The sequence below is a fragment of the Flavobacterium sp. MDT1-60 genome (genome assembly GCF_014844035.1).
Taxonomy (GTDB): domain Bacteria; phylum Bacteroidota; class Bacteroidia; order Flavobacteriales; family Flavobacteriaceae; genus Flavobacterium.
Map to the genome: position 1 here is coordinate 2,460,490 of NZ_CP062159.1, position 21,918 is coordinate 2,482,407.

At 33.0% G+C, this 21,918-nt stretch carries 15 protein-coding genes, 1 other RNA gene and 1 pseudogene; 10 read left to right on the plus strand and 7 right to left on the minus strand.

Annotated features, from left to right (window positions below; translation table 11 throughout):
- The first annotated feature begins 9 nt into the window (after positions 1–9).
- Entirely contained in the window at positions 10–762 is a 753-nt protein-coding gene (locus IHE43_RS23555) for a response regulator (RefSeq protein ID WP_255514078.1), read from the plus strand.
- On the opposite strand, the pseudogene IHE43_RS10675 reads toward IHE43_RS23555, so the two are convergent.
- A pseudogene (locus IHE43_RS10675) lies at positions 759–2,010 on the minus strand (DEAD/DEAH box helicase). The gene IHE43_RS23555 and the pseudogene IHE43_RS10675 overlap by 4 nt on opposite strands.
- A 135-nt stretch (positions 2,011–2,145) precedes the next feature.
- Positions 2,146–3,183 carry a formimidoylglutamase gene (locus IHE43_RS10680; RefSeq protein ID WP_192187918.1) on the minus strand — a complete coding sequence of 346 codons (1,038 nt, stop codon included), beginning with the start codon at positions 3,181–3,183 and terminating at the stop codon, positions 2,146–2,148.
- Between the two features lie 96 nt (positions 3,184–3,279).
- On the opposite strand from IHE43_RS10680, the gene IHE43_RS10685 reads away from it, so the two are divergent.
- Complete coding sequence (locus tag IHE43_RS10685) at positions 3,280–4,158, plus strand: hypothetical protein (protein ID WP_056194348.1); 879 nt, start codon at positions 3,280–3,282, stop codon at positions 4,156–4,158.
- A gap of 89 nt (positions 4,159–4,247) precedes the next feature.
- On the opposite strand, the gene hutI is transcribed toward IHE43_RS10685, so the two are convergent.
- Together hutI and IHE43_RS10695 are read right to left on the minus strand one after the other, a co-directional pair.
- Positions 4,248–5,486, minus strand: coding sequence for an imidazolonepropionase (gene hutI, locus IHE43_RS10690; RefSeq protein ID WP_192187919.1), 1,239 nt, complete (start codon positions 5,484–5,486; stop codon positions 4,248–4,250).
- A 95-nt stretch (positions 5,487–5,581) separates the two neighbouring features.
- On the minus strand, positions 5,582–6,634 hold the full coding sequence (locus IHE43_RS10695; protein ID WP_192187920.1) for a glutaminyl-peptide cyclotransferase: 1,053 nt from the start codon (positions 6,632–6,634) through the stop codon (positions 5,582–5,584).
- A gap of 88 nt (positions 6,635–6,722) precedes the next feature.
- Between IHE43_RS10695 and ffs the strand changes: the two genes are divergently transcribed.
- The 4 genes from ffs to IHE43_RS10715 all read left to right on the plus strand — a co-directional run bounded on the left by ffs (position 6,723) and on the right by IHE43_RS10715 (position 9,079).
- Positions 6,723–6,820: signal recognition particle sRNA small type (gene ffs, locus IHE43_RS10700), an RNA gene on the plus strand.
- A 173-nt stretch (positions 6,821–6,993) separates the two neighbouring features.
- On the plus strand, positions 6,994–7,797 hold the full coding sequence (locus IHE43_RS10705; RefSeq protein WP_192187921.1) for an SDR family oxidoreductase: 804 nt from the start codon (positions 6,994–6,996) through the stop codon (positions 7,795–7,797).
- Positions 7,798–7,840: 43 nt separating this feature from the next.
- Positions 7,841–8,497 (plus strand): fructose-6-phosphate aldolase, encoded by a 657-nt coding sequence (fsa, locus tag IHE43_RS10710; RefSeq protein WP_192187922.1) that lies wholly within the window; start codon positions 7,841–7,843, stop codon positions 8,495–8,497.
- An 87-nt stretch (positions 8,498–8,584) separates the two neighbouring features.
- On the plus strand, positions 8,585–9,079 hold the full coding sequence (locus tag IHE43_RS10715; RefSeq protein ID WP_192187923.1) for a hypothetical protein: 495 nt from the start codon (positions 8,585–8,587) through the stop codon (positions 9,077–9,079).
- Positions 9,080–9,173: 94 nt separating this feature from the next.
- On the opposite strand, the gene IHE43_RS10720 is transcribed toward IHE43_RS10715, so the two are convergent.
- The 3 genes from IHE43_RS10720 to IHE43_RS10730 all read right to left on the minus strand — a co-directional run bounded on the left by IHE43_RS10720 (position 9,174) and on the right by IHE43_RS10730 (position 12,563).
- Entirely contained in the window at positions 9,174–10,643 is a 1,470-nt protein-coding gene (locus IHE43_RS10720; protein ID WP_192187924.1) for an MFS transporter, read from the minus strand.
- 176 nt (positions 10,644–10,819) lie between these two features.
- On the minus strand, positions 10,820–11,521 hold the full coding sequence (locus IHE43_RS10725; RefSeq protein ID WP_192187925.1) for a LytTR family DNA-binding domain-containing protein: 702 nt from the start codon (positions 11,519–11,521) through the stop codon (positions 10,820–10,822).
- Positions 11,511–12,563 (minus strand): sensor histidine kinase, encoded by a 1,053-nt coding sequence (locus IHE43_RS10730; protein WP_192187926.1) that lies wholly within the window; start codon positions 12,561–12,563, stop codon positions 11,511–11,513. The genes IHE43_RS10725 and IHE43_RS10730 overlap by 11 nt, the downstream gene beginning before the upstream one ends.
- Positions 12,564–12,826: 263 nt before the next feature.
- Between IHE43_RS10730 and IHE43_RS10735 the strand changes: the two genes are divergently transcribed.
- The 4 genes from IHE43_RS10735 (at position 12,827) to IHE43_RS10750 (ending at position 21,700) form a co-directional block, all read left to right on the plus strand.
- Positions 12,827–15,859 (plus strand): SusC/RagA family TonB-linked outer membrane protein, encoded by a 3,033-nt coding sequence (locus IHE43_RS10735; protein ID WP_192187927.1) that lies wholly within the window; start codon positions 12,827–12,829, stop codon positions 15,857–15,859.
- Between the two features lie 10 nt (positions 15,860–15,869).
- Positions 15,870–17,438: a RagB/SusD family nutrient uptake outer membrane protein gene (locus IHE43_RS10740; RefSeq protein ID WP_192187928.1), complete on the plus strand. Its 1,569-nt coding sequence runs from the start codon at positions 15,870–15,872 to the stop codon at positions 17,436–17,438.
- 106 nt (positions 17,439–17,544) lie between these two features.
- Entirely contained in the window at positions 17,545–19,482 is a 1,938-nt protein-coding gene (nagB, locus tag IHE43_RS10745) for a glucosamine-6-phosphate deaminase (protein WP_192187929.1), read from the plus strand.
- Between the two features lie 151 nt (positions 19,483–19,633).
- On the plus strand, positions 19,634–21,700 hold the full coding sequence (locus IHE43_RS10750; protein WP_192187930.1) for a beta-N-acetylhexosaminidase: 2,067 nt from the start codon (positions 19,634–19,636) through the stop codon (positions 21,698–21,700).
- Positions 21,701–21,918 lie beyond the last annotated feature (218 nt).

Genomic DNA, 21,918 nt, shown 5'->3' on the forward strand with positions numbered 1-21,918 from the left:
CAAATTCTGATGAATTTGGTTAGTAATGCACTAAAATTCACGAAAGATGGTGAAGTAGAAATCATTGTGAGACTTAATAAAGTTGAAGAAAGATTTTATTTTTTAGAGTTTCATATTATAGATAATGGTGTTGGAATTGCAGTTGTAGATCAGGATAAAATTTTTGAAAAATTTGTTCAGGTAGGAAGAAAAGACGAAGATTATCAAGGGACAGGCTTGGGATTAAGTATAGTAAAAAGGCTTTTAGGCCTTTTTGGAAGTACAATTAATCTCGAAAGTGATATTGGTGCAGGGACATCGTTTTCATTTGTAATTCCATTTGAACACGATCCTCAAAAAACAAAAAAGATTATTGACGAAATAGAGGTGGATTTAACATCCAGTGAGGTTTATAAAATTTTAATTGTCGAGGATAATCTAATTAATCAATTGGTTACAAAAAAGATTATCGAAAAAAACAATTATGTCTGCAAAGTAGTTGATGACGGTTTTGCAGCATTGGATATTATAGAGAAAGAAAATTTTGATCTGATTTTAATGGACATCAATATGCCTTTGATGAATGGATTTGAAACTACAAAAAGAATTCGCTTAAAGAAGGTTACAACACCAATTGTAGCATTGACGGCTTTTGATAAGGACGAAATAACGGATGAAGCCATTTCATCCGGAATTAATGATATTATAGTGAAGCCGTTTGAACCGATTAAGTTATTTAAAATTATCAGTTATTTAATAAAAGAAGCAAAAAACGTTGGTTAGTACCAACGTTTTTTATTTTGCTTAGAAGCATTTGACTTTCTTGATTTATGAGCACCTCCGCTTCGGTTTGAATTTTTAGGTTTTTCAGCTATTGCTTCGGGACTTCCTGAATGCCATGGATAAGGATGGTCAGTAATTGTTTTTACATCTACTTTTATTAGTTTTTGAATATCTTTCCAATATGGTTCTTCATCTTTACCGCAAAATGAAATTGCAATTCCGCCATTTCCTGCACGCCCGGTTCTACCAATTCGGTGAACGTAGGTCTCTGGAATATTTGGTAAATCAAAGTTGATTACAAATGGCAATTGATCAATGTCGATTCCTCTTGCAGCAATATCTGTTGCAACCAAAACACCAACTTCTTTATTTTTAAATGCATCTAAAACACGTTGTCTCGCATTTTGTGATTTATCACCGTGAATTGCTTCAGCCGGAATATCTTTTTTACGAAGCGCTTTTACAACATTATCTGCTCCATGTTTTGTTCTTGAGAAGACAAGCACATTTGATAAATTTTCATTTTTTATTAAATGATATAATAAATTTCTTTTTTCGGTTTTTTTCAACAAAATAAACACGTTGCTCAACAGTTTCAGCAGTTGATGAAACTGGCGAAACTTCTACCTTTGCAGGATCTTGCAAGAACATTTCAGCCAATTCACGAATTGCGATAGGCATCGTTGCAGAGAATAATAAAGTCTGGCGATTTTTAGGAGTTAATTTTACGATCTTTTTCACATCGTTTATAAATCCCATATCCAGCATCTGATCGGCTTCATCTAAAACCAAAGTGTGCAAATGGTCCAAATCTAGAAATCCTTGTTTTTGTAAATCTAATAACCTTCCCGGTGTTGCAACCAGAATGTCAACTCCATTTTTTAAAGTGTCTACTTGTGGATTTTGAGAAACTCCACCAAAAATGGTTAATTGGGTTAAGTTGGTATATTTGGCATAAGTGTCAAAACTTTGTCCAATTTGCACCGCTAATTCACGTGTAGGTGTAACTATGAGGGCACGAATTACTTTGGCTTTTTTTGTTGAACCAACAATTCGGTGTAACTGATGTATAATTGGAATTGCAAATGCTGCTGTTTTTCCTGTACCTGTTTGTGCGCACCCAATTAAATCCCTTCCTGATAAAACGATCGGTATAGATTGTTCCTGAATAGGAGTGGGGTTTAGGTAGCCTTCTTCAAATACGGCTTTTTGTATACTTTTTGAAAGTGATAAATCTTCGAATAACATATCTTAGGTATTAAGATTTTAGTTTAAAGTACTAAAATTCTGTGCAAAGATAGGTTTATTCAGCCAATCGTTTATTTGAATTGGAGTTTATTTGGGAAATGTACTAATTATTACTTATCAAAATTTCAGTTAATATTAGATTTTTTCATTGTTTGCCTTAATGAAATCAGTTATTAAATAGCCAATTAGTTTTCCAATTAAATTGTTGTTTGGAGAATCAGCTAAATCTGGTGCACCCTCACAAATATGCAAATAGGCAGCATTTTTATGTTGTCCAAAGAACGATACAAACTGTCTTAATTCTTCTACAGAAAAACCACTTATAGTCATAGCACTACTAGCAATATTTGGAATGGCGTCCAAATCAATTTCAATACCGAAAGAATCATTTTTTATGAAATCTAAGGCCATAATCATTTCCTTATTGAATTCTTTTTCTTTTCGAATGTTTACGCTGTCATATGTATTATAACGTACACGATCTTCTAATTTTTTAATGATATCCAGAACGCTTTTTGAGGTATAATTCTCATGTAAACCAAAAATAAAATATTTTTTCAGAAAACCTTCTTCATAAGCATATGAGAAACCGTTTCCGCTGTGACGTCCTTCTAAAATTCTAAAATCAGAATGGGCATCAAAATTAATGGCATTTATAGGTTTTCCTTTGGCTAAAGCTGAACCTTTTATATTTCCATAGGCATTGTTATGCCCTCCACCAATAATAACAGGTGTTTTTCCTGTTTTGACAATAGTAAAAATAATATGAGAAACTTCCTTGTCAATTTTTTCAACTAACTGACTTAATTTTGAACGGTCATCGATGTCATTAAAATCCAGATTTTCAACATCGCGCATTTCTTCGGCAACATTTATTTGGCCTAAAACAATAATCTGACTGCCTTTGCAAAAACGATTATGCTGAATATTAGCGATACTTTTTATAGCACATTGCCATGCCGATGCTGCTCCGGGTCTGCCGTAATTGGCACGCACGCCAATATCTTCAGGAATTCCCAAAAGCACATATTTAGCCTCACTTTCTTTTAGAAAAGTAATTTTGTCAACACCTTTGGGAATGACAATCATCTTCTCGCCAAACTTTATTTCGCCACTTCTGTGGTTTGTAACTTTTGCTAAATCAGTAACAGTAAAAGGAATTAATTTCTCCATAAAAAAAAATATTGCTCAAAAATAATATAATTGTATTAACTTACGTTATTAGGATATATTAATTCTTAAATTTGTTTTTAAAGAAAATTATTAAATATGGAAAACCCAAAGAACAACAACTCAAGTCTAAAAGCGGTAATCGCAGTTTTAGCAGTCCTATTGATCGGTAGCTTAGTGTATATTTTTAAATTATCTTCTGATACAGAAGTGGTTAAAACAGAGCTTACAACAACCATGACAGAAAAAGAATCTGTTATGAAAGATTTACAAGAATTGAAATCAACTTATGATGCTGCTATCGCTGAAAACACATCAATGTCTGATGAGTTAATTCAGGAAAGAGACAAAGTAGTCGCTTTGATGGATGATTTGAATAAATCTAAAGGAGATGTATCTAAATACAGATCTCAGGTTCAGGCAATGCAAGGTAAAATGAAAACTTTAGTTGCTGAAAACGATGAATTGAAAAAACAAAATGGTGTTCTTACAGTTCAAAGAGACAGTACAATTGTGGTTTTAGGAGAGTCGAAAAAATACAATGAAGTATTAGTTGGTCAAAACGAAGAATTGGCTAAAACGGTTGAAAAAGGTTCTAAATTATCAGTTTTAAATACTAAAACAATTGCTTACAAAGTAAAAGGTTCTGGTAAACAAGTTGAAACTGATAAAGCAAGTCGTGCTGATGTTTTAAAAGTTAGTTTTACAATTGCTGAGAATCAAATCGCAAAATCTGGAGATAAAACCTATTATGTACAGGTTATTGACAGTAAAAACAATGTTTTAGGAGATAAAAAAACAGAAACTTTTGGAGATAATACTTTGACTTATAGTTTTAAAACTACTGTTCAATATGAAAATAAATCTGTAAATGTTTCTGAAGATTTAATTGGTAAAGATTTCGAAAAAGGAACTTATTTTATCAATGTTTTTGATAATGATGAATTAGTTTCTAAAACTAGTTTTACTTTGAGATAATTTATCCAGCGGGATAACAATACCACTAAAATATTAAAGGTCTGTGAAGTTTTTCACAGACCTTTTTTTATTAAAAGCATTTTTAAAAATTAGTTGAGAATTTTTCCTTCCAGAAAAACACTTTCAATTAAATTACTACCAAAAGCATATGGAATCTGATAATAAGACGAAATTGGTTTTGTGAGGATTAAATTTGCTTTTTTTCCTTTTGTAATACTTCCATGGGTTTCGGAAAGTCCCATTGCATAAGCGCCGTTTATTGTTGCTGCATTTATAGCTTCTTCAGGAGTCATTTTCATTTTAATACACGCGGTTGCAACCACAAAATTCATATTTCCGGATGGAGTAGAGCCTGGGTTGAAATCTGTAGCCAAAGCAAGTGGTAGGCCAGCTTTTATCATTTCACGAGCTGGTGTATACGGAATACTTAAAAAGTAAGAACACGAGGGTAATGCCACAGGCATCGTTTCAGTGTCTTTTAAAGCTTCAATATCTTCGGGGTTCATAATTTCGAGATGATCGACAGAAAGGGCTTTAAATTTGATTCCAGACTGAATTCCTCCTATAGAGTTGAATTGATTCACGTGAATTTTTGGCTTTAAGCCGAATTGAATTCCGGCTTCCATTATTTTCTCTGTTTCTTCTGTAGAAAAATAACCGGTTTCACAAAAAACATCAATATAATCGGCTAATTTGTTTTGAGCAATTTCCGGAAGCATTTTCGTTATAATTTCATCAATATAACCTGGCTTGTTTTCTTTGTAATGTAATGGAAAAGCATGTGCACCTAAAAAAGTGGATTTAATTGCAATTGGATAATTTTCTGCCAGTTTTTTTATAACACGCAACATCTTTAATTCTCCTTCAACAGTAAGTCCGTAGCCTGATTTTATTTCGACAGCTCCGGTTCCTAAATGCATAACTTCTTCCAATCGAAGTTTGGATTGCTCGTAAATTTCTTCTTCAGAAGTTTCGTTGAGTTTTTTAGCAGAGTTTAAAATTCCACCACCACGATTGGCAATTTCCTCATAGGTAAAACCGTTGATTCTGTCAACAAATTCCTGTTCGCGATTTCCTGCATAAACTATGTGTGTGTGGCTATCGCACCAGGAAGGTAAAACAATTCTACCAGTCGCATCAATAATTTTATCTGCTTTGATTTCAGCAAGATCTTCCATTGATCCAAAATTCTCAATTAAATTATCTTTTAAAATTAAAAAAGCATTTTTGATGGTTGGAAGAATTGCCATTTCAGCTCCGGAAACTTTTGTGATGGAAGATTCAAGAACCTGAAGTAATTCTTTTATGTTGATAATTAAAGTTGTCATATATTAATATTGTTATAAAACACAAATTTCACAAATTATCACGAACCAATTCGTGAAATCTGTGAAATTCGTGTTTAAATTATTCGTTTTTTATTTTATTCTGAAACCGTGATTTCAAATATTTTGCTCCAATTTTTGCCAGTTACAAAAATGGTTCTTGTTTTAGGATTGTAAGCGATTCCGTTTAAAACATCATCTTTGGTTATGTCTGTCATAAATTTTCGCAAACCTGACATGTCAAGGATTCCTTCAACAGCTCCTGAGGTTGGATTAACAACTGCGATAGCATCTTTCAACCAGACATTTGTATATATTTTTCCGTTAATCCACTCTAATTCATTGATTGCTTTAATTTTAGAAGTCCCTGAGTAAACATTAATGTAATCAACCATTTTTTGTGTTGATGGATCCATTTTCCAGATTTTTTCTGTTTTATCAGTTTGGTAAATGAATTTTCCGTCATTTGTCATTCCCCAACCTTCAATATCTTTTTCATAAGTAAAAGATTTTTCCAGTTTCAATGTATTTGCATCGTAGATAAACCCCGTTTTATTTTGCCAGGTTAATTGAAATAATTTACCATTAATAAAGGTAATTCCTTCGCCAAAATATTTTTTATCTAAATCAATTTGTTTGAAAACTTTTCCTGTTTTGTAATCGTATTTTCTTAAATAAGAAGTTCCCTCTTTTCCTGTGCTTTCGTACAAAGTGTCTTTATAGAATTCCAGACCTTCTGTAAAAGAAGCTGTGTCATGAGGATAAGTATTAACGATTTTATATTTTAATAATTTAGGTTCAACGTCCGATATTAATTCAATTCGTTTGGTTGCATCCGAAGAGTCCGATCCAAAATAAACGGTTGCTTTTAAATATTGGTAACCCAGTTTTTGATCTTTCAATTCAAATTTAAATTTTTCAGCACCTTTTGTACTTCCAACCTTTTTATCATTTACAAAGTAGGCAATGCTATCAATTTCTTTCGATTTTGGGTTTAAAACTCCAATTGATACCGCTTCTTTTTGTGAAAAATGTGCTGGAAAAGCAGAATCATCAATAGTAAAAAAAGAATTTTCACCTTTATTTTTATCTCCACATCCAATTAATGTGATTCCTAATAAAATGACAGTTAGGAAGTTATATTTTTTCATAGTTTAAAATTTGAAGAAGCCAATATACGACGATATTTTTATAGCAACAAAGCTCTTGCAAAAATATAAAAAGATTGTATATTTGCACCGGCAAGTCCTACACGACCAGCTCCTGCAGACTCCCCCAGGATGGGAACATAGCAAGGGTACGTGGTTGAGCGGTGCGATGTAGGTCGCTTGCCATTTTTTTATTTTTTAGATTTAATACAAAAGTAGTCTTCCTTCGGGAGGATTTTTTTATTTTTGGACCTGTCGTAAGTTAGAAGTTATATGTGAGAGGTTAGAAGTTTTTATCCTACATCACGTTCTGCTTATAGATAATCACGTTTAACTTATAACATTTAACATCAAACCAAAAAATGAGTAAAGTCGTTTTAATTACCGGAGGATCCTCAGGGATTGGAAAATCTATTGGAGAATTTTTGCATAAAAAAGGTTTCGTTGTTTACGGAACGAGTAGAAATCCCGAAAAAGTTTTGAACTCAATTTTCCCGTTAATAGCTTTAGATGTTCGAAATGCCGAATCTATTAAGTCGGCGGTAGCAAAAGTTATTGAGATTTCGGGGCGTTTAGATGTAGTTATTAATAATGCGGGAGTTGGAATTACCGGACCATTAGAAGAAATTCCGATGGAAGAAATCAAAAACAATTTTGAAACCAACTTTTTTGGTCCAATTGAAGTAATGAAAGCTGTTTTACCACAAATGCGTGCACAAAAATCAGGTTTAATTATTAATATTACTTCAATTGCAGGTTATATGGGATTACCTTACAGAAGTGTTTATTCGGCATCAAAAGGTGCTTTGGAATTAATCACAGAAGCTTTGAGAATGGAAGTGAAATCCTTTGGAATTGAGATTACAAACGTGGCACCAGGCGATTTTGCTACAAATATTGCTTCAGGGCGTTATCATGCACCGGTTATTCAGGGTTCTGCTTATGAAAAGGTTTATGGCGATACGCTGGCAACAATGAATGAACATGTTGATGCAGGAAGTAATCCGAATGAAATGGCGGAAGCTATTTTTAAAATTATGCAGCAAAAAAGCCCTAAAGTTCATTACAAAGTTGGAGTCTTTATGCAGAAATTTTCGATTGTGTTAAAACGTGCTCTACCAGATAAAGTTTATGAAAAAATGTTAATGAACCATTATAAGTTGTAATTTTGCACCGAATTTTTAAACACACAATTAAATAATATAGATTATGAAATTTTTTATTGATACAGCTAATTTAGCGCAAATTAAAGAAGCACAAGCATTAGGTGTTTTAGATGGTGTAACAACGAATCCATCATTGATGGCAAAAGAAGGTATTACCGGAAAGAACAATATTTTGAAACATTATGTTGACATTTGCAATCTTGTAGAAGGTGATGTAAGTGCTGAAGTAAATGCGCTGGATTATGATGGAATGATCAAAGAAGGTGAAGAATTAGCTGAATTGCATGACCAAATCGTAGTGAAACTACCTATGACGAAAGAAGGTGTAATGGCTGCGAAATATTTTTCAGATAAAGGAATTAAGACAAACGTAACACTAGTGTTTTCAGCTGGACAAGCTTTATTAGCTGCAAAAGCAGGAGCAACTTATGTTTCTCCTTTTATTGGTCGTTTAGATGATATCTCTACAGACGGTTTAAATTTAATCGAAGAGATTAGATTGATTTATGATAATTACGGATACGAAACTCAAATTTTAGCAGCTTCTGTGCGTCATACAATGCACATTGTAAACTGTGCTAAAATTGGTGCTGATGTTATGACAGGACCACTTTCTGCAATTTATGGATTACTGAAACACCCTTTAACTGATATTGGATTAGCTCAATTTGTTGCTGATTTCGAAAAAGGAAATAAATAATAAGATTTAAACGTTTATTAAAACGCTATCTTTTCTTGTAAAAGGTGGCGTTTTTTTTATTATTTTTATTCATTAAATAACCCACATATGAAAAAAAAAATAATATTATTCGTGTTGTTATTGTCTGGTTTGCAGATAAATGCACAAGCTAAAGTTTTGAAATCAGTAAATGAAGCGGGTGATGTTGCTACTTTTGAATTAGATTGCACGGTAAAGTTTCAAACACTCGCCAAAGGGTTGAGATATAACATTACCCGTCATGAATTTAAAGGTCCGGAAATGAAAAATTCCTATCGTTTGCTTCTGGTAATGGATGGTTTTTATTCTAAAACATTAAATAAGGAAATGACCATTTCGGCTGTTTTAAGTGACGGAACTGTTATTGAAGCCAGAAAAATAATTGAAGATGATGGTTTTTTTGATGGTGCCTGTACATTAAAAATTAAAGATCCTAAAGCGCTTTTAGAAGCCAATATAGATAAAGTTATTGTTCATGCCGATAAAGAAGTTGTTTATACATTATCAGAACAAAATAAAGCTATTTTTAAGAAGAATCTGAACAACATTATTATTGCGAAATAGGCATAATTAGTTTTATAGTATTAAACTAAAAAAATCCCAAATCCTAATTGATGAAAATTGGAATTTGGGATTTTTTTTATTGTTATTTTATCGTTTAGTGACCTCCGCCACCGCCTTCAACGTGATTAATTCCTTGTCTTTTTAATATTTTAGGACAGTAAAAACCGTAAAATCCTAAGTATGCAAAACCAATTAATGGAACGATGTAAGAGAAATGTGTCCATGTGATTCCGAAAATTCCTTCCGGACTGGTAAGGTCAATATCACAGATACTTCCCTGAACCAAAGGAATAACTCCTCCTCCAAGAATCATCATAATTAGGAATGAAGATGCTTTTCCTGTGTTTTTTCCTAAACCTGCAATCGCTAAATCAAAGATAGAAGGCCACATGATAGATAAGAATAAACCTCCGGAAATAAAGAAGAACTTAGCAATTGAAGGATCTGGGCAAACCAATCCAATCAACATCATTAATACACCTGATATACCGAAAAGCATTAAAGTTTTTCCGGCATTTTTACCTCCCACAAAACTTACCGCTATAAATAATAAAATCCAGATTGGATAGATATAAAACGCAGAAACGTCATGTCCGGCAAAAATATTAGCTCCAATAATTACTCCAAATGCAATAGCAGGAACAATAAACTTAAGGGCTGTATTTACCAGGTTTGAAGTATTGAAAACGTTTACACCACCATTCCAGCGGCCAATCATTAAACTTCCCCAATAAAGGGCAATAAACGGAGCAATAGCATCTTCTAAAACATTACCAAATTCAGCAGTATGGAGAAGAGCGGGTAAATTACTAATAATAGTTACTTCAGTACCAACATAAATGAAGATAGCTAACATTCCTAAATATAGTTGTGGATAGTCTAATATGTTGAATTTTTCGTGAGCTACTTTAACTACTTCTTCCTCTTCTTTTGCAGGATCTTCAATTTTAGAAAAATTCATGAATATAGCTACAGCTATAAAAGCAAGACCTAAGATGATAAATGGCAATTTGATATCTTCTAATGAAAGTGAAGTTTTTTTATTATCTCCCATTCCGAACAAAGCAATTCCTAATAAAATAGCTCCAATAGTTGTTCCGAAAGAGTTAATTCCTCCTGCCAATGTTAAACGGTGCGCTCCTGTTGCAGGACTTCCCATTTTAATAGCTAAAGGATTGGCTACAATTTGTTGAATTGAAAATCCTAAACCTACAGTAAATAAAGCAGTTAAGAAGAAAGGGAAACTTTCCATTGTTGCAGCTGGAATGAATAAAAAAGAACCAACAGCTGAAAGAACTAAACCAGCTGAAAGTGTTTTTTTGTATCCAAATTTTTGTAAAACATCTACTTTTAGAGAAACCAAAAAGAAGATTATCGATCCTACAAAGTAAGAAACGTAGAATGCCCAGGCTACTAACTGTGATTGTACCTGAGATAAGGTAAATACTTTTTTGAATACTGGAATTAAGATGTCGTTGGCAGATCCAACAAAACCCCAAAAGAAGAAGACGATTATCAATGAGATAAATTGCCCCCACTTGGTTTGCACATTTTCTGAACTCATAATTGTAATAAGGTTAATTTTTTAATTTATTGTTTTTTGAAGACCGTAAATATATTTGTTAAGTATATCAAAAAAAAATAAAAAGGCACAAATAATGTTAAATTTAAACCAACAACATCATTTTTTCAACAAAGTGTTAATTTTTACCTACTTAGAAAACGAAAAAGAAATAGTATTTATTCAAGAATTTTGGTTTTTACATCTTTACTGTAATTTCTGCCAATCGGAATAGTGTACGATTGTATCTGAATGCGATTTCCTTCAATAGATTTAACCTTATTGAGGGCAATTACGTAAGATTTATGGATGCGAAGGAAACGATCTGCAGGTAATTCTTCAGATAATGAAGTTAAGGATTTGTGTGTAATATAGGTTTTATCAGGAGTGACAACTTTGATGTATTCCTTCATTCCTTCAACAAATAAAATCTCTTCAATATTAATTTTCATCATTTTTTTATCAACTTTAATAAAAATGTGAGAATCACCTTTTGTGGCTTCAACTTTAATATTGTTTTTTAAATTGTATTCGGTTGTAATTTTATTGATACACTTTATAAATCTTGGCAGCGGAATAGGTTTTACCAAATAATCTAAAACATCCAGATCGTAACTTTCGGCAGCAAATTCCCTAAAAGCAGTTGTGATGATTACTTTGGTTTTGTTTTCGATCAGACTAATAAGTTCAAATCCGGTCATCATTGGCATATTGATATCCAAAAATACAGCATCAACAGTTGTACTGTTTATAAAATCAAGTGCTTCTAAAGAATTATTAAATGTGCCGATAACCTCAAAATCAGTAAAATTATTAAAATAATTTTGTAAGACTTTGATAGCTAATGGCTCATCATCAACCAACACGCATTTAATTTTCATTATAAATAGGTATTTGCAAGCGGATTATATAGTAGTTCAATTTTGTTTTTTGTTTTAGGCTGAAATTGTTTTTGTAAATTAACTTTAATCTTTTCTTGGTATTAGTTAATCCAATTCCACCTTTTGAATTAAGACTTTGTGAAATTACAAAATTATTTAGGATTTCAAAATCTAACATTTTATTATCGATAACTTTACAATTGATCTTAATTTTTAAGTTTCGATTGTTTAAACCACCATGTTTAAAAGCGTTTTCGACCAATGAAATAAATATTAAAGGAGGTACAACAATGTCTTCAATATTAGATTCTAAATTGATCGTAACTTCTACATTCTCAAAGCGTAACTTTTCAATTTCAATGTAATTCTGAATATAATCTATTTCTTTTATTAAAGGAACAAATTTGGTTCCTTTTACATCATATAAAACATATTCCATCAAATTTGATAATTTAATGATAACATCAGGAACCTTGTTTGAAGATTCTAATGATAAAGCATATAAATTATTTAAAGTATTGAAAAAGAAATGCGGCTGAATCTGATTTTCAAGATATTTTAATTTGATTTTGAATTGATTCTCTCTTAACGATCTGTTTCTTTCCCGTTCCCTAAGCCATGTTAAAGTTAGATAAACCGAGGAAGCCATCGCCAAAACATATAATTCCCCAATACAAACGGCCACAATGTGATTGATCTCAAAAGGATGATATTCACGATTTGCTTCTGGCCATATATTTTCAGATATAATATAATAGGTAAGAGCTGTTTTGAGTAAATAAATAGCAAACAAACTTAATAGTAACGAAAAGGTATAGGTGATGTACTTCTGTTTCAATACATAACGAGGAACTAAAACAAAGAGATTGAAATATACCAAAGGAATGTGCAGTGAAAACTCAACTAAATTTGATTTAAAAGAGTACGGATAGTCATTGAAGTACGCACCCCAACGTAAAAAATTCAGAGTAAAGTAACTGCCCCAAAACCAGAAATGATTTTGAAGTTTTATGTCAAAGTTTAATTTTTGAATTTCGTTCAACTTAATTGATAGGATTAGCTTTTTAACTATTATTTAATATAATGCAACTTTAAACAATTAGTTGGTAAAACGCAATTGTTTTAAAGAAAAAAGCAATAATAACTTAAAAAAGAATAATATTTTTAAGTGAAAACGTTTTCGAAAAACGCATTATTGATTGTTTTATGTCGTTTGTTTAAAAAATAAAGCTGTTTGTATAATTTATTTTTTTTAACAATACCTTAAGAATAATTTTACCTCATAACTAACAAATAAAAATAAACATGAAAAAAATTTTCTTAATCTTTATGATTGTTTTTACTGCGCAAGTTTCACTTGCTCAGGTAAAAAGTGTCAAGGGTGTGATTACAGATTCTGACGGAATGCCGTTACCAGGGGCATCTGTTGCTGTACAAGGAGGTCAAAAAGGTGCGACTACCGATTTTGACGGTTTGTACGCTATTGAAGTACAAAAAGGACAAACTTTAGTTTTTAGCTATGTAGGTCTTGAAACTCAAAGTATAGTTGTAGGTGATGCTACTACAATTAATGTGAAAATGGCGCAAGGAGCTTCAAATTCATTAAATGAAGTAGTAGTAACATCATTAGGTATCAAAAAAACGAGAAAATCTTTAACTTATGCAGCGCAAGAGTTAAAAGGAGAAGAGTTAACTCGTGTAAAAGATGCTAACCTTATTAATACTGTAGCGGGTAAAATTGCTGGTGTTGCAGTAACAAAGAGTGCTTCAGGAACAGGAGGTTCTACAAAAGTTGTAATTCGTGGTAATTCTTCTTTCGTTAACAATCAACCTTTATATGTTATAGATGGTATTCCATTATATAATCAAGGTACAGGTCAGCCAAATGGTACTTTTGGGGATTTAGCAGGTGGTAACCGTGATGGTGGTGACATTGTTTCGTTAATAAATCCAGATGATTATGAAGGAATGACTGTGCTTAAAGGTGCTGCTGCTTCTGTATTATATGGTAGCCAGGGAGCAAACGGGGTAATTTTATTAAATTCTAAAAAAGGAAAATCGGGTGTTGAATCTTTTAATGTTAACTCTGTAACAAATATTGAGAGTGCAGCTTATTTACCAAAATTTCAAAATGATTATACATCTGCTGATGGAGATATTAGAACTTGGGGTGCTAAACAAAAAGTAGAAGGTGATGTAGATGATTTCTTCGAAACCGGAGTAACTCAAATTACTTCTATGTCTTTCTCAAAAGCTACGGACGGAAATTCTACAAGCTTAACTTATGCTAATACTGATGCTTCTGGAATAATTCCAGGAAATCATTTGAAAAAAAATAACTTCGGAATTCGTCAAACAAGTAAATTCTTGAATGACAGATTAAACGTTGCGGTAACAGGTAACTATGTTGGTCAAACAATTAATAACAGACCAACAAATGGATTATATTTTAATCCGGTTAGTGGTGTTTATTCTCATCCTAGAGCTTTCAGTCTAAATGATTTGAAGACTTATGAAGTTTTTGATCCTGTTAGAAATATGATGGTTCAAAATTATCCAGGTATTGCGTCAATAAACGAAAGTAACGAAAATCCATATTGGCAAATTAATAAGCAACAATCTGTTGATACAAACAATTTCTTCAACGGTGCAATTGCTTTAGATTACAAAGTTAACGAATGGCTTCACTTAACTTCAAGATATAGCTATAACAGAAGTGAAAGTAATTTTCAAAAAGAAATGTATGCAACTTCAGCAACTTCTTTAGTTCATACAACAGGTAGATATATTAATGCAAATACAATTGGAACACAAAATTATGCTGATTTATTAGCTTTAATTAATACTAAGTTTTCTGAAGATTTCTCATTTACAGGTACACTTGGTACCAGTATAAATAATTCTAAAGTTTCTGGTTTAACTGTTGATTCAGGAATTGGTGGGGGATTAAATTATGCTAATATCTTTACTTTAGGAAATTTTGTCAATAATAACGGGAATGTTCAAATGGGAGCTCAAAGAGAAGTTCAATCAGTATTTGCCGCTACAACTTTTGGATACAAAGATTTCTTATTCTTAGATGCTGCTGCCAGAAATGACTGGTCATCAACTTTAGTTAATACTGATGATCCAAGTTTCTTTTATCCTTCTGTAGGTCTTACAGGTATTATTAGTGAGATGACTACTATGCCAGAATGGATTAGTTTTGGTAAAGTTCGTGCTACTTATGCACAGGTTGGTAATGATATTTCTGCTTTCATAACTACTCCAACGGCTACTATTGTTGCTGGAAGTATTGTGAATCCAACAGTTGGTCCAATGCCGGGAACAACATTAAAACCAGAATTGAAATCAGAGGTTGAGATTGGTACAGAGTGGAGAATGTTTAATAACAGATTAGGTTTTGAAATTTCTTACTATGATTCAAAAACTAAAAATCAATTTATTCAGGTTCCGGCTCCATCTACAAATCCTGACGGATTTACAAACTATGCTATAAATGCTGGTAGTATTTCTAATAAAGGTTTTGAGGTTGTTTTATATGCGGATGTTATCAAAGGAGATAAATTCAACTGGGAATCAAGAGTGAATTATTCTCAAAATAAAAGTAGGGTAAATGATATTCCTGCAGAGGATTTATCTGGAAGAATTGTTCTTACTGATCCAGGATCTAACAGCTATAGATATTCATTAATTGAAGGAAGACCTTTTGGAGTAATTGAAGGAATCAATTTGAAAAAAGATGATCAGGGAAGAATTTTAGTAAATGATGATAACACAATTCAAAGAACAGATTGGGAAGAAGTAGGTAATGCAAATCCTGATTTCATGTTAGGCTGGTCAAATACATTCAAAATAGGTTCTTTTACAGCAAATATCTTACTTGATGGACGTTTTGGCGGTGAGGTTTTAAGTTTAACACAAGCTATCAATGACTACAATGGTGTTTCTAAAGCTTCTGGAGATGCAAGAAATGCTGGGGGAGTTAACATTAATGGTGTTAGAGCTAGTAGCGGAACTCCGGTAACTACGATGGATGCTTTCGATTATTATACGAATACTGCTGGCAGAAATGGAGCTTCTGGCGAGTATGTTTACGATGCTACAAATGTAAGCGTAAGAGAGATTTCTATTGGATATACTTTCAAAAAGGATAAACTACCTTTAGTACAATCTGCTAGTATCTCTTTAATAGCAAGAAACTTATTCTTTATTTATAAAGATGCACCATTTGATCCAAACGTTGCGCTAAGTACAGGTGAAGGTTTACAAGGTGTTGATGTGTTCGGTTTGCCTTCAACAAGAAGTATCGGTCTTAATTTAAACTTAACATTCTAATCTTACAATCATGACAATAAATATAATTAAAAGAACAGCAATATGCTTCTCTTTACTTGCAGCGGTTAGTTGTACAGATAATTTTGAGGAGATAAATACAAACCCTGTGGGGGCTACGACACCACAATTAGAACAAGATTTTAATAACATTAAAAGTTTATTCAAACCAACTTTTAATAGATTATTTATCTCTGATGTTACCTGGCAATATCAATTGCAACAAAGTTTGCAGGCCGATGGATGGTCGGGTTACATGACTACTCCAGTTCCTTTTGGAAACTTAAATAACCACGATTACGCTTTAAATCCAGGTTGGAACGGATATGCATGGGATGATGCTTATGTAAATATCATTGCAAATCTTTATAAAGTAGAGCAAAGAGCAAAAGGAAAATATGATCAGTTTTATGCATGGTCATTAATTTTTAAAACTGCTACAATGCAAAGAATTACAGATATGTATGGACCTGCAGTATTTTCTAAATATGGAAGCGAAAGCGGAGCTCTTTATGATTCTCAAAAAGACATTTATACTCAAATGTTTAAAGATTTAGATTTTGCAGTTGCAGAACTAACGAAGAGAATTAATGCAGGCGAGGCATCTACATTCGAAGGAACTGACTTGTCTTCGTATAATGGAGATTACACACAATGGGTTAAATATGCAAATTCACTTCGTTTAAGATTGGCTATGCGTATTGTTAAAGTTGATCCTGCATTAGCTAAAACAGAAGCTGAAAAAGCTGTAAATAATACAATTGGTGTTTTCAAAGTTAACGCTGACGTAATGAAAATTAAATCTCCGGTTGACCTTAACGTAATTGATCAAATGAGCCACTCATGGGTAGGTTTATTTATGGGAGCTGACATGGAGTCTATCTTAGGTGGTTACGGAGATCCTCGTATGGCTAAGTACTGGAATACTGCTGAAATTACACCTGGACAATACAAAGGAGTAAGAACAGGTATTGTTTATCCGTCCGGAACTACTTATGCTAAATTTTCTCAAACAGGTTCTAGAACTGCTACTGGAGAGGTTACATGGATGTCTACTGCTGAAGTTTATTTCCTAAGAGCTGAAGGAGCTTTAAGAGGATGGAATATGGGTGGAACAGGTAAAGATTTATATGAGGCAGGTATCAAGGCTTCTTTTGATCAAAATGGTGTTGAAGGTGCAGCAGCTTATATTGCAGATAATGTAAAAGTAGCTAAAGATTATGTAGATCCATTATTCCCAGCAAATAATGCACCAGCAGTTTCTAAAGTAACTGTAGCGTGGGGCGTAACAAATGAAATCAATTTAGAAAAAATTATTACTCAAAAATGGATTGCTACTTATCCTGATGGACAAGAAGCATGGTCTGAGTTCAGAAGAACGGGTTACCCAAAATTATTTAGAATTACAAATAACAAAAGTGGTGGTGTAATTAGTACTGAACTTGGAGTTAGAAGACTTCCTTTTGCACAGTCTGAAGGTGCAAACAACCCTAAAGGAGTTGAGTCAGGAGTTGCAGTACTAGGCGGTCCAGATAACGGAGCCACCAGACTTTGGTGGGATGTTAACAAAGCAAACTTCTAAGAATATAAGATCAAAAGAATTTTAGTTTGGTTAGTAAATGGTATAAGCGATGCAAGTTGCTTATACCATTTCAAAACCAACTTAATAATTACCAAAAAAGAAAAAAATGAAAAGTGCTTTAGAAATAAAACCTGATATTAGCTATAAAAGTGCAGGGAAATTTGAAGAAACCCGATTTGAAAAAATCCACAATGAGATCTTCAAAAGTTCTGCAGAAGCTTCAGTAATTGTAGCGCATGAAATCGCTCAGTTAATTAGATCTAAACAAGAAAAAAATAAATCTTGTGTATTAGGTTTAGCAACAGGTTCTTCTCCTATAAAAGTATATGAGGAATTAGTTAGAATGCACAGAGAAGAAGGACTAAGTTTTAGCAATGTAATCACTTTTAATTTGGATGAATATTATCCGATGACAAAAGAGAACAATCAGAGCTATCATTATTTCATGCATCAGCACCTTTTTAATCATATTGATATAAAGCCTGAAAATGTAAATATTCCTGACGGTACAGTAGCAATTGATGAATTAAATCAATACTGTATCGATTACGAAATGAATATTAAAAGCGCCGGAGGTCTTGATTTTCAATTATTAGGTATCGGACGTACAGGTCACGTAGGTTTCAATGAACCGGGATCTCACATTAACTCTGGTACAAGAATTATTACATTGGATCATATTACAAGAGTAGATGCTTCATCTGACTTTAATGGTATTGATAACGTTCCAAAAAGAGCGATTACCATGGGAGTTTCTACGATCATGAGATCAAAAAGAATCGTATTAATGGCTTGGGGACAAAACAAAGCCGATATCATCAAAAGAACTATTCAGGGTGATATCAGTTCAGAAGTTCCTGCTACATTTTTACAAAATCATCCAAATGCAACTTTCGTATTAGATCAGTCTGCAGCGGTAGAATTAACGCGTTTTAAAACACCTTGGTTAGTTGGAGAATGTATCTGGACACAAGAATTAAAAAGCAAAGCGATTGTTTGGTTATGCCAAAAAACAAAACAATCTATTTTAAAATTAACAGACAGGGATTACAACAACAACGGAATGTCTGATCTTTTGGCACAAGAAGGTTCTGCTTATGATTTGAACATTAATATGTTCAATGTATTACAGCATACCATCACAGGATGGCCAGGTGGAAAACCAAATACAGATGATTCACATCGTCCGGAAAGAGCCAATCCTGCAAAAAAACGAGTAATTCTTTTTAGTCCACATCCTGATGATGATGTGATTTCTATGGGAGGAACTTTTTCAAAATTGATAAAACAAGGTCACGATGTACATGTTGTATATCAAACCTCTGGAAATATAGCGGTTACAGATGACGAGGCATTAAAATTTGCTGAAGTTGCCAAAGATTTTATTGGTGAAGCAGGAAGTGGAATAAATTTCAAATCTGTTATTGAATTTTTGAATAAAAAATCAGAAAATCAAATCGATTCTTTAGAAGTTCGAAAATTAAAAGGACTAATCAGAAGAAGAGAATCTTATGCCGCAACAAGATACATTGGCTTAAAAGATGAAAATACACATTTTCTGGATCTTCCTTTTTATGAAACAGGACAAGTGAAGAAAAATCCGCTAGGGCCGGAAGATATTGCTATCGTAAAAGATATTATCGCTAAAATAAAACCACACCAGGTATTTGCTGCCGGAGATCTTGCCGATCCACACGGAACACATGAAGTTTGTCTTAATGCTATTTTCGCAGCCATGAAAGAATTGAAGCCAGAAAAATATATGGATGATTGCTGGTTATGGTTGTACCGAGGAGCCTGGCATGAATGGGATATTCATGAAATTGATATGGCCGTTCCGCTTTCTCCATCAGAAGTATTATTAAAACGTCATGCAATTTTATATCACCAGTCTCAAAAAGACAGGGTTATGTTTCAAGGAAACGATTCAAGAGAATTTTGGGTTAGGGCAGAAGACCGTAATAAAAATACAGCCATCTTATACGATGAACTAGGTTTGGCAGAATACGAAGCAATTGAAGCCTTCAAACGCTTTGATTACTAAAATTAATTTCAGATTCGGTTAGCGAATCAAATTTCAAAATTCAGATTGATTTTATAACGAAAGTGAGGTTCAATAGAAGTCATTCTGAGTTTTGTTTCTTTTATCTATTTATTAATGTTATCCCAGGATAGCATCTTTCAAACACAATAAAATGAAATATTTATTAGTCCTACTACTAGCGGGTTTAACTTCTAGTGCTCAAATTCAAAAAGAGCAACTAAATCTTATGCCCTGGCCTCAAAGTGTTGTTTTAAACGATGGAAATTTTACTTTAACCAAAAATTTTAAAGTAAATATTACCGGAAATCCAAATCCAAGAATTTTTGGAGGTGTGACCCGTTTCTTACGACGATTAGATGGTAGAGCCGGTATTTTTTTCGAACAGGGTTTTATTACAAAGTTAAATGAAGTTCCAACAGCAGAACTTCAGATTAACTGTACTAAAAGCGGGAAAATTGGTTTGTATGAGGATGAAAGCTATCATTTAGACATTAAACAAAATAATATTACAATTAATGCAACAAGCGATTTAGGAGCTTTACATGGTCTTGAAACGTTATTGCAGCTGTTGCAAAATAATAATACCTCATTTTATTTTCCAAATGCACAAATTTCAGATTTTCCGAGATTTACCTGGAGAGGTTTGATGATAGATGCTTCAAGACATTTTCAGCCGGTTGACGTTATCAAAAGAAATATTGATGGATTGGCTGCAATGAAAATGAATGTTTTTCACTGGCATTTAGTAGACGATCAGGGTTGGAGAATTGAAATGAAAAAACATCCAAAACTAATTGAATTAGCTTCAGATGGAATGTATTACACACAAGAGGAAATTAAAAATATCGTAAAATATGCTGATGAACGCGGTATTTTGATAGTTCCGGAAATAGATGTTCCTGGTCACGGATCTGCAATACTTACGGCTTACCCGGAAATTGGTAGCAAAGTGATTACGCTGACTGGTGGAACTTCAGAAAAAAATATTCAGGGTACAGCAATCGCTACCTATGGAATTGAAAGAAATGCCGGTATTTTTTCGCCAACATTAGATCCTTCAAATCCTAAAACATACCAATTATTAAGCGAACTTTTTGATGAGGTTTGCCCTTTGTTTCCCGGAGCTTATTTTCATATCGGGGGAGATGAAAATGAAGGGAAAGACTGGGATGCAAACCCGAAAATTCAAGCATTCAAAAAGAAAAACAACTTAGCGACAAACCACGAATTGCAGACTTATTTTACCATGCAGTTAGTACCGATGCTTAAAAAACACGGTAAGCAATTAATGGGCTGGGAAGAAATTTTGACAAAAAACATGTCAAAAGAGGCTATTATCCATTCCTGGAGAGGGCCTAACGAAGGCGTAGTAGCTGGTCAATCATTAGTTGATGCGGTAAAAAAAGGATATAAAACAGTATTGTCAAATGGATATTATATTGATTTGATGTATCCGGTTGAGAGTCATTATTTGAATGATCCAATGCCAAAAGGCGCCGATTTATCAACGGAAGAAAAAGCCAGAATCTTAGGAGGTGAAGCCACTATGTGGACAGAGCTTGCAACATCAACAACAATAGATTCCAGAGTTTGGCCAAGAACAGCTGCTATCGCAGAAAGACTTTGGTCGGCAGAAAATATTACAGATGTTGAGAACATGCGTAAACGTCTTGATGTAATTTCATTTAGACTGGAAGAATTAGGATTGACGCATATTCGCAATAAAGAAGTAATCTTAAGAAATGTCGCCAACAATCAAAATACACAAGCATTAAATGAATTCACAAATGTTTGCGAACCTTTAAAAGGATATAAACGTAATAAAGGCGGAACTGAATACCAAATGTATTCTCCATTTACATTATTTGCAGATGCCTGTACACCTGACGCTAAAGACTCTTTAGCTTTTGATGCGGCAGTTACCCAATATTTAGCAAACAAATCGCCTGAAAATAAAGCAAAATTGATTGCATTTTTCAACAAATGGATTACTATGAATAAAGGATTAATTGAGCTGAGTTCCACTGCGCCGTTAGTACAGCCAATTTTACCTTTGTCTAAAAAGTTAACCGATGCATCACAGGAATTGTTACTTGTCTTAGATAACAAATCAACATTAAAGAATGATGATTTAAAGAATTTAATAGAGCAATGTAATAGCAAGGATCATGCAGATGTTGAATTATCAGTATATGAAAGTCTTAAAAAATTAATTTGAAGTTTGGTTTGAATTAGTATGTCTAGTTAGTATGATTATTTAGTAATTATTTATCTCTACCGGAATTTCTGGTAGAGATATTTATCAGGTAATCAGGATAATTTTCAGACTTTTTTCTAAACACACAAATCAATAAAATCTTAAAGAAAATAACCATTAAAGGAGTATTAACATTTTAAAACCAAATAAAAAGAATAAAACAAAACATGACAAAAATA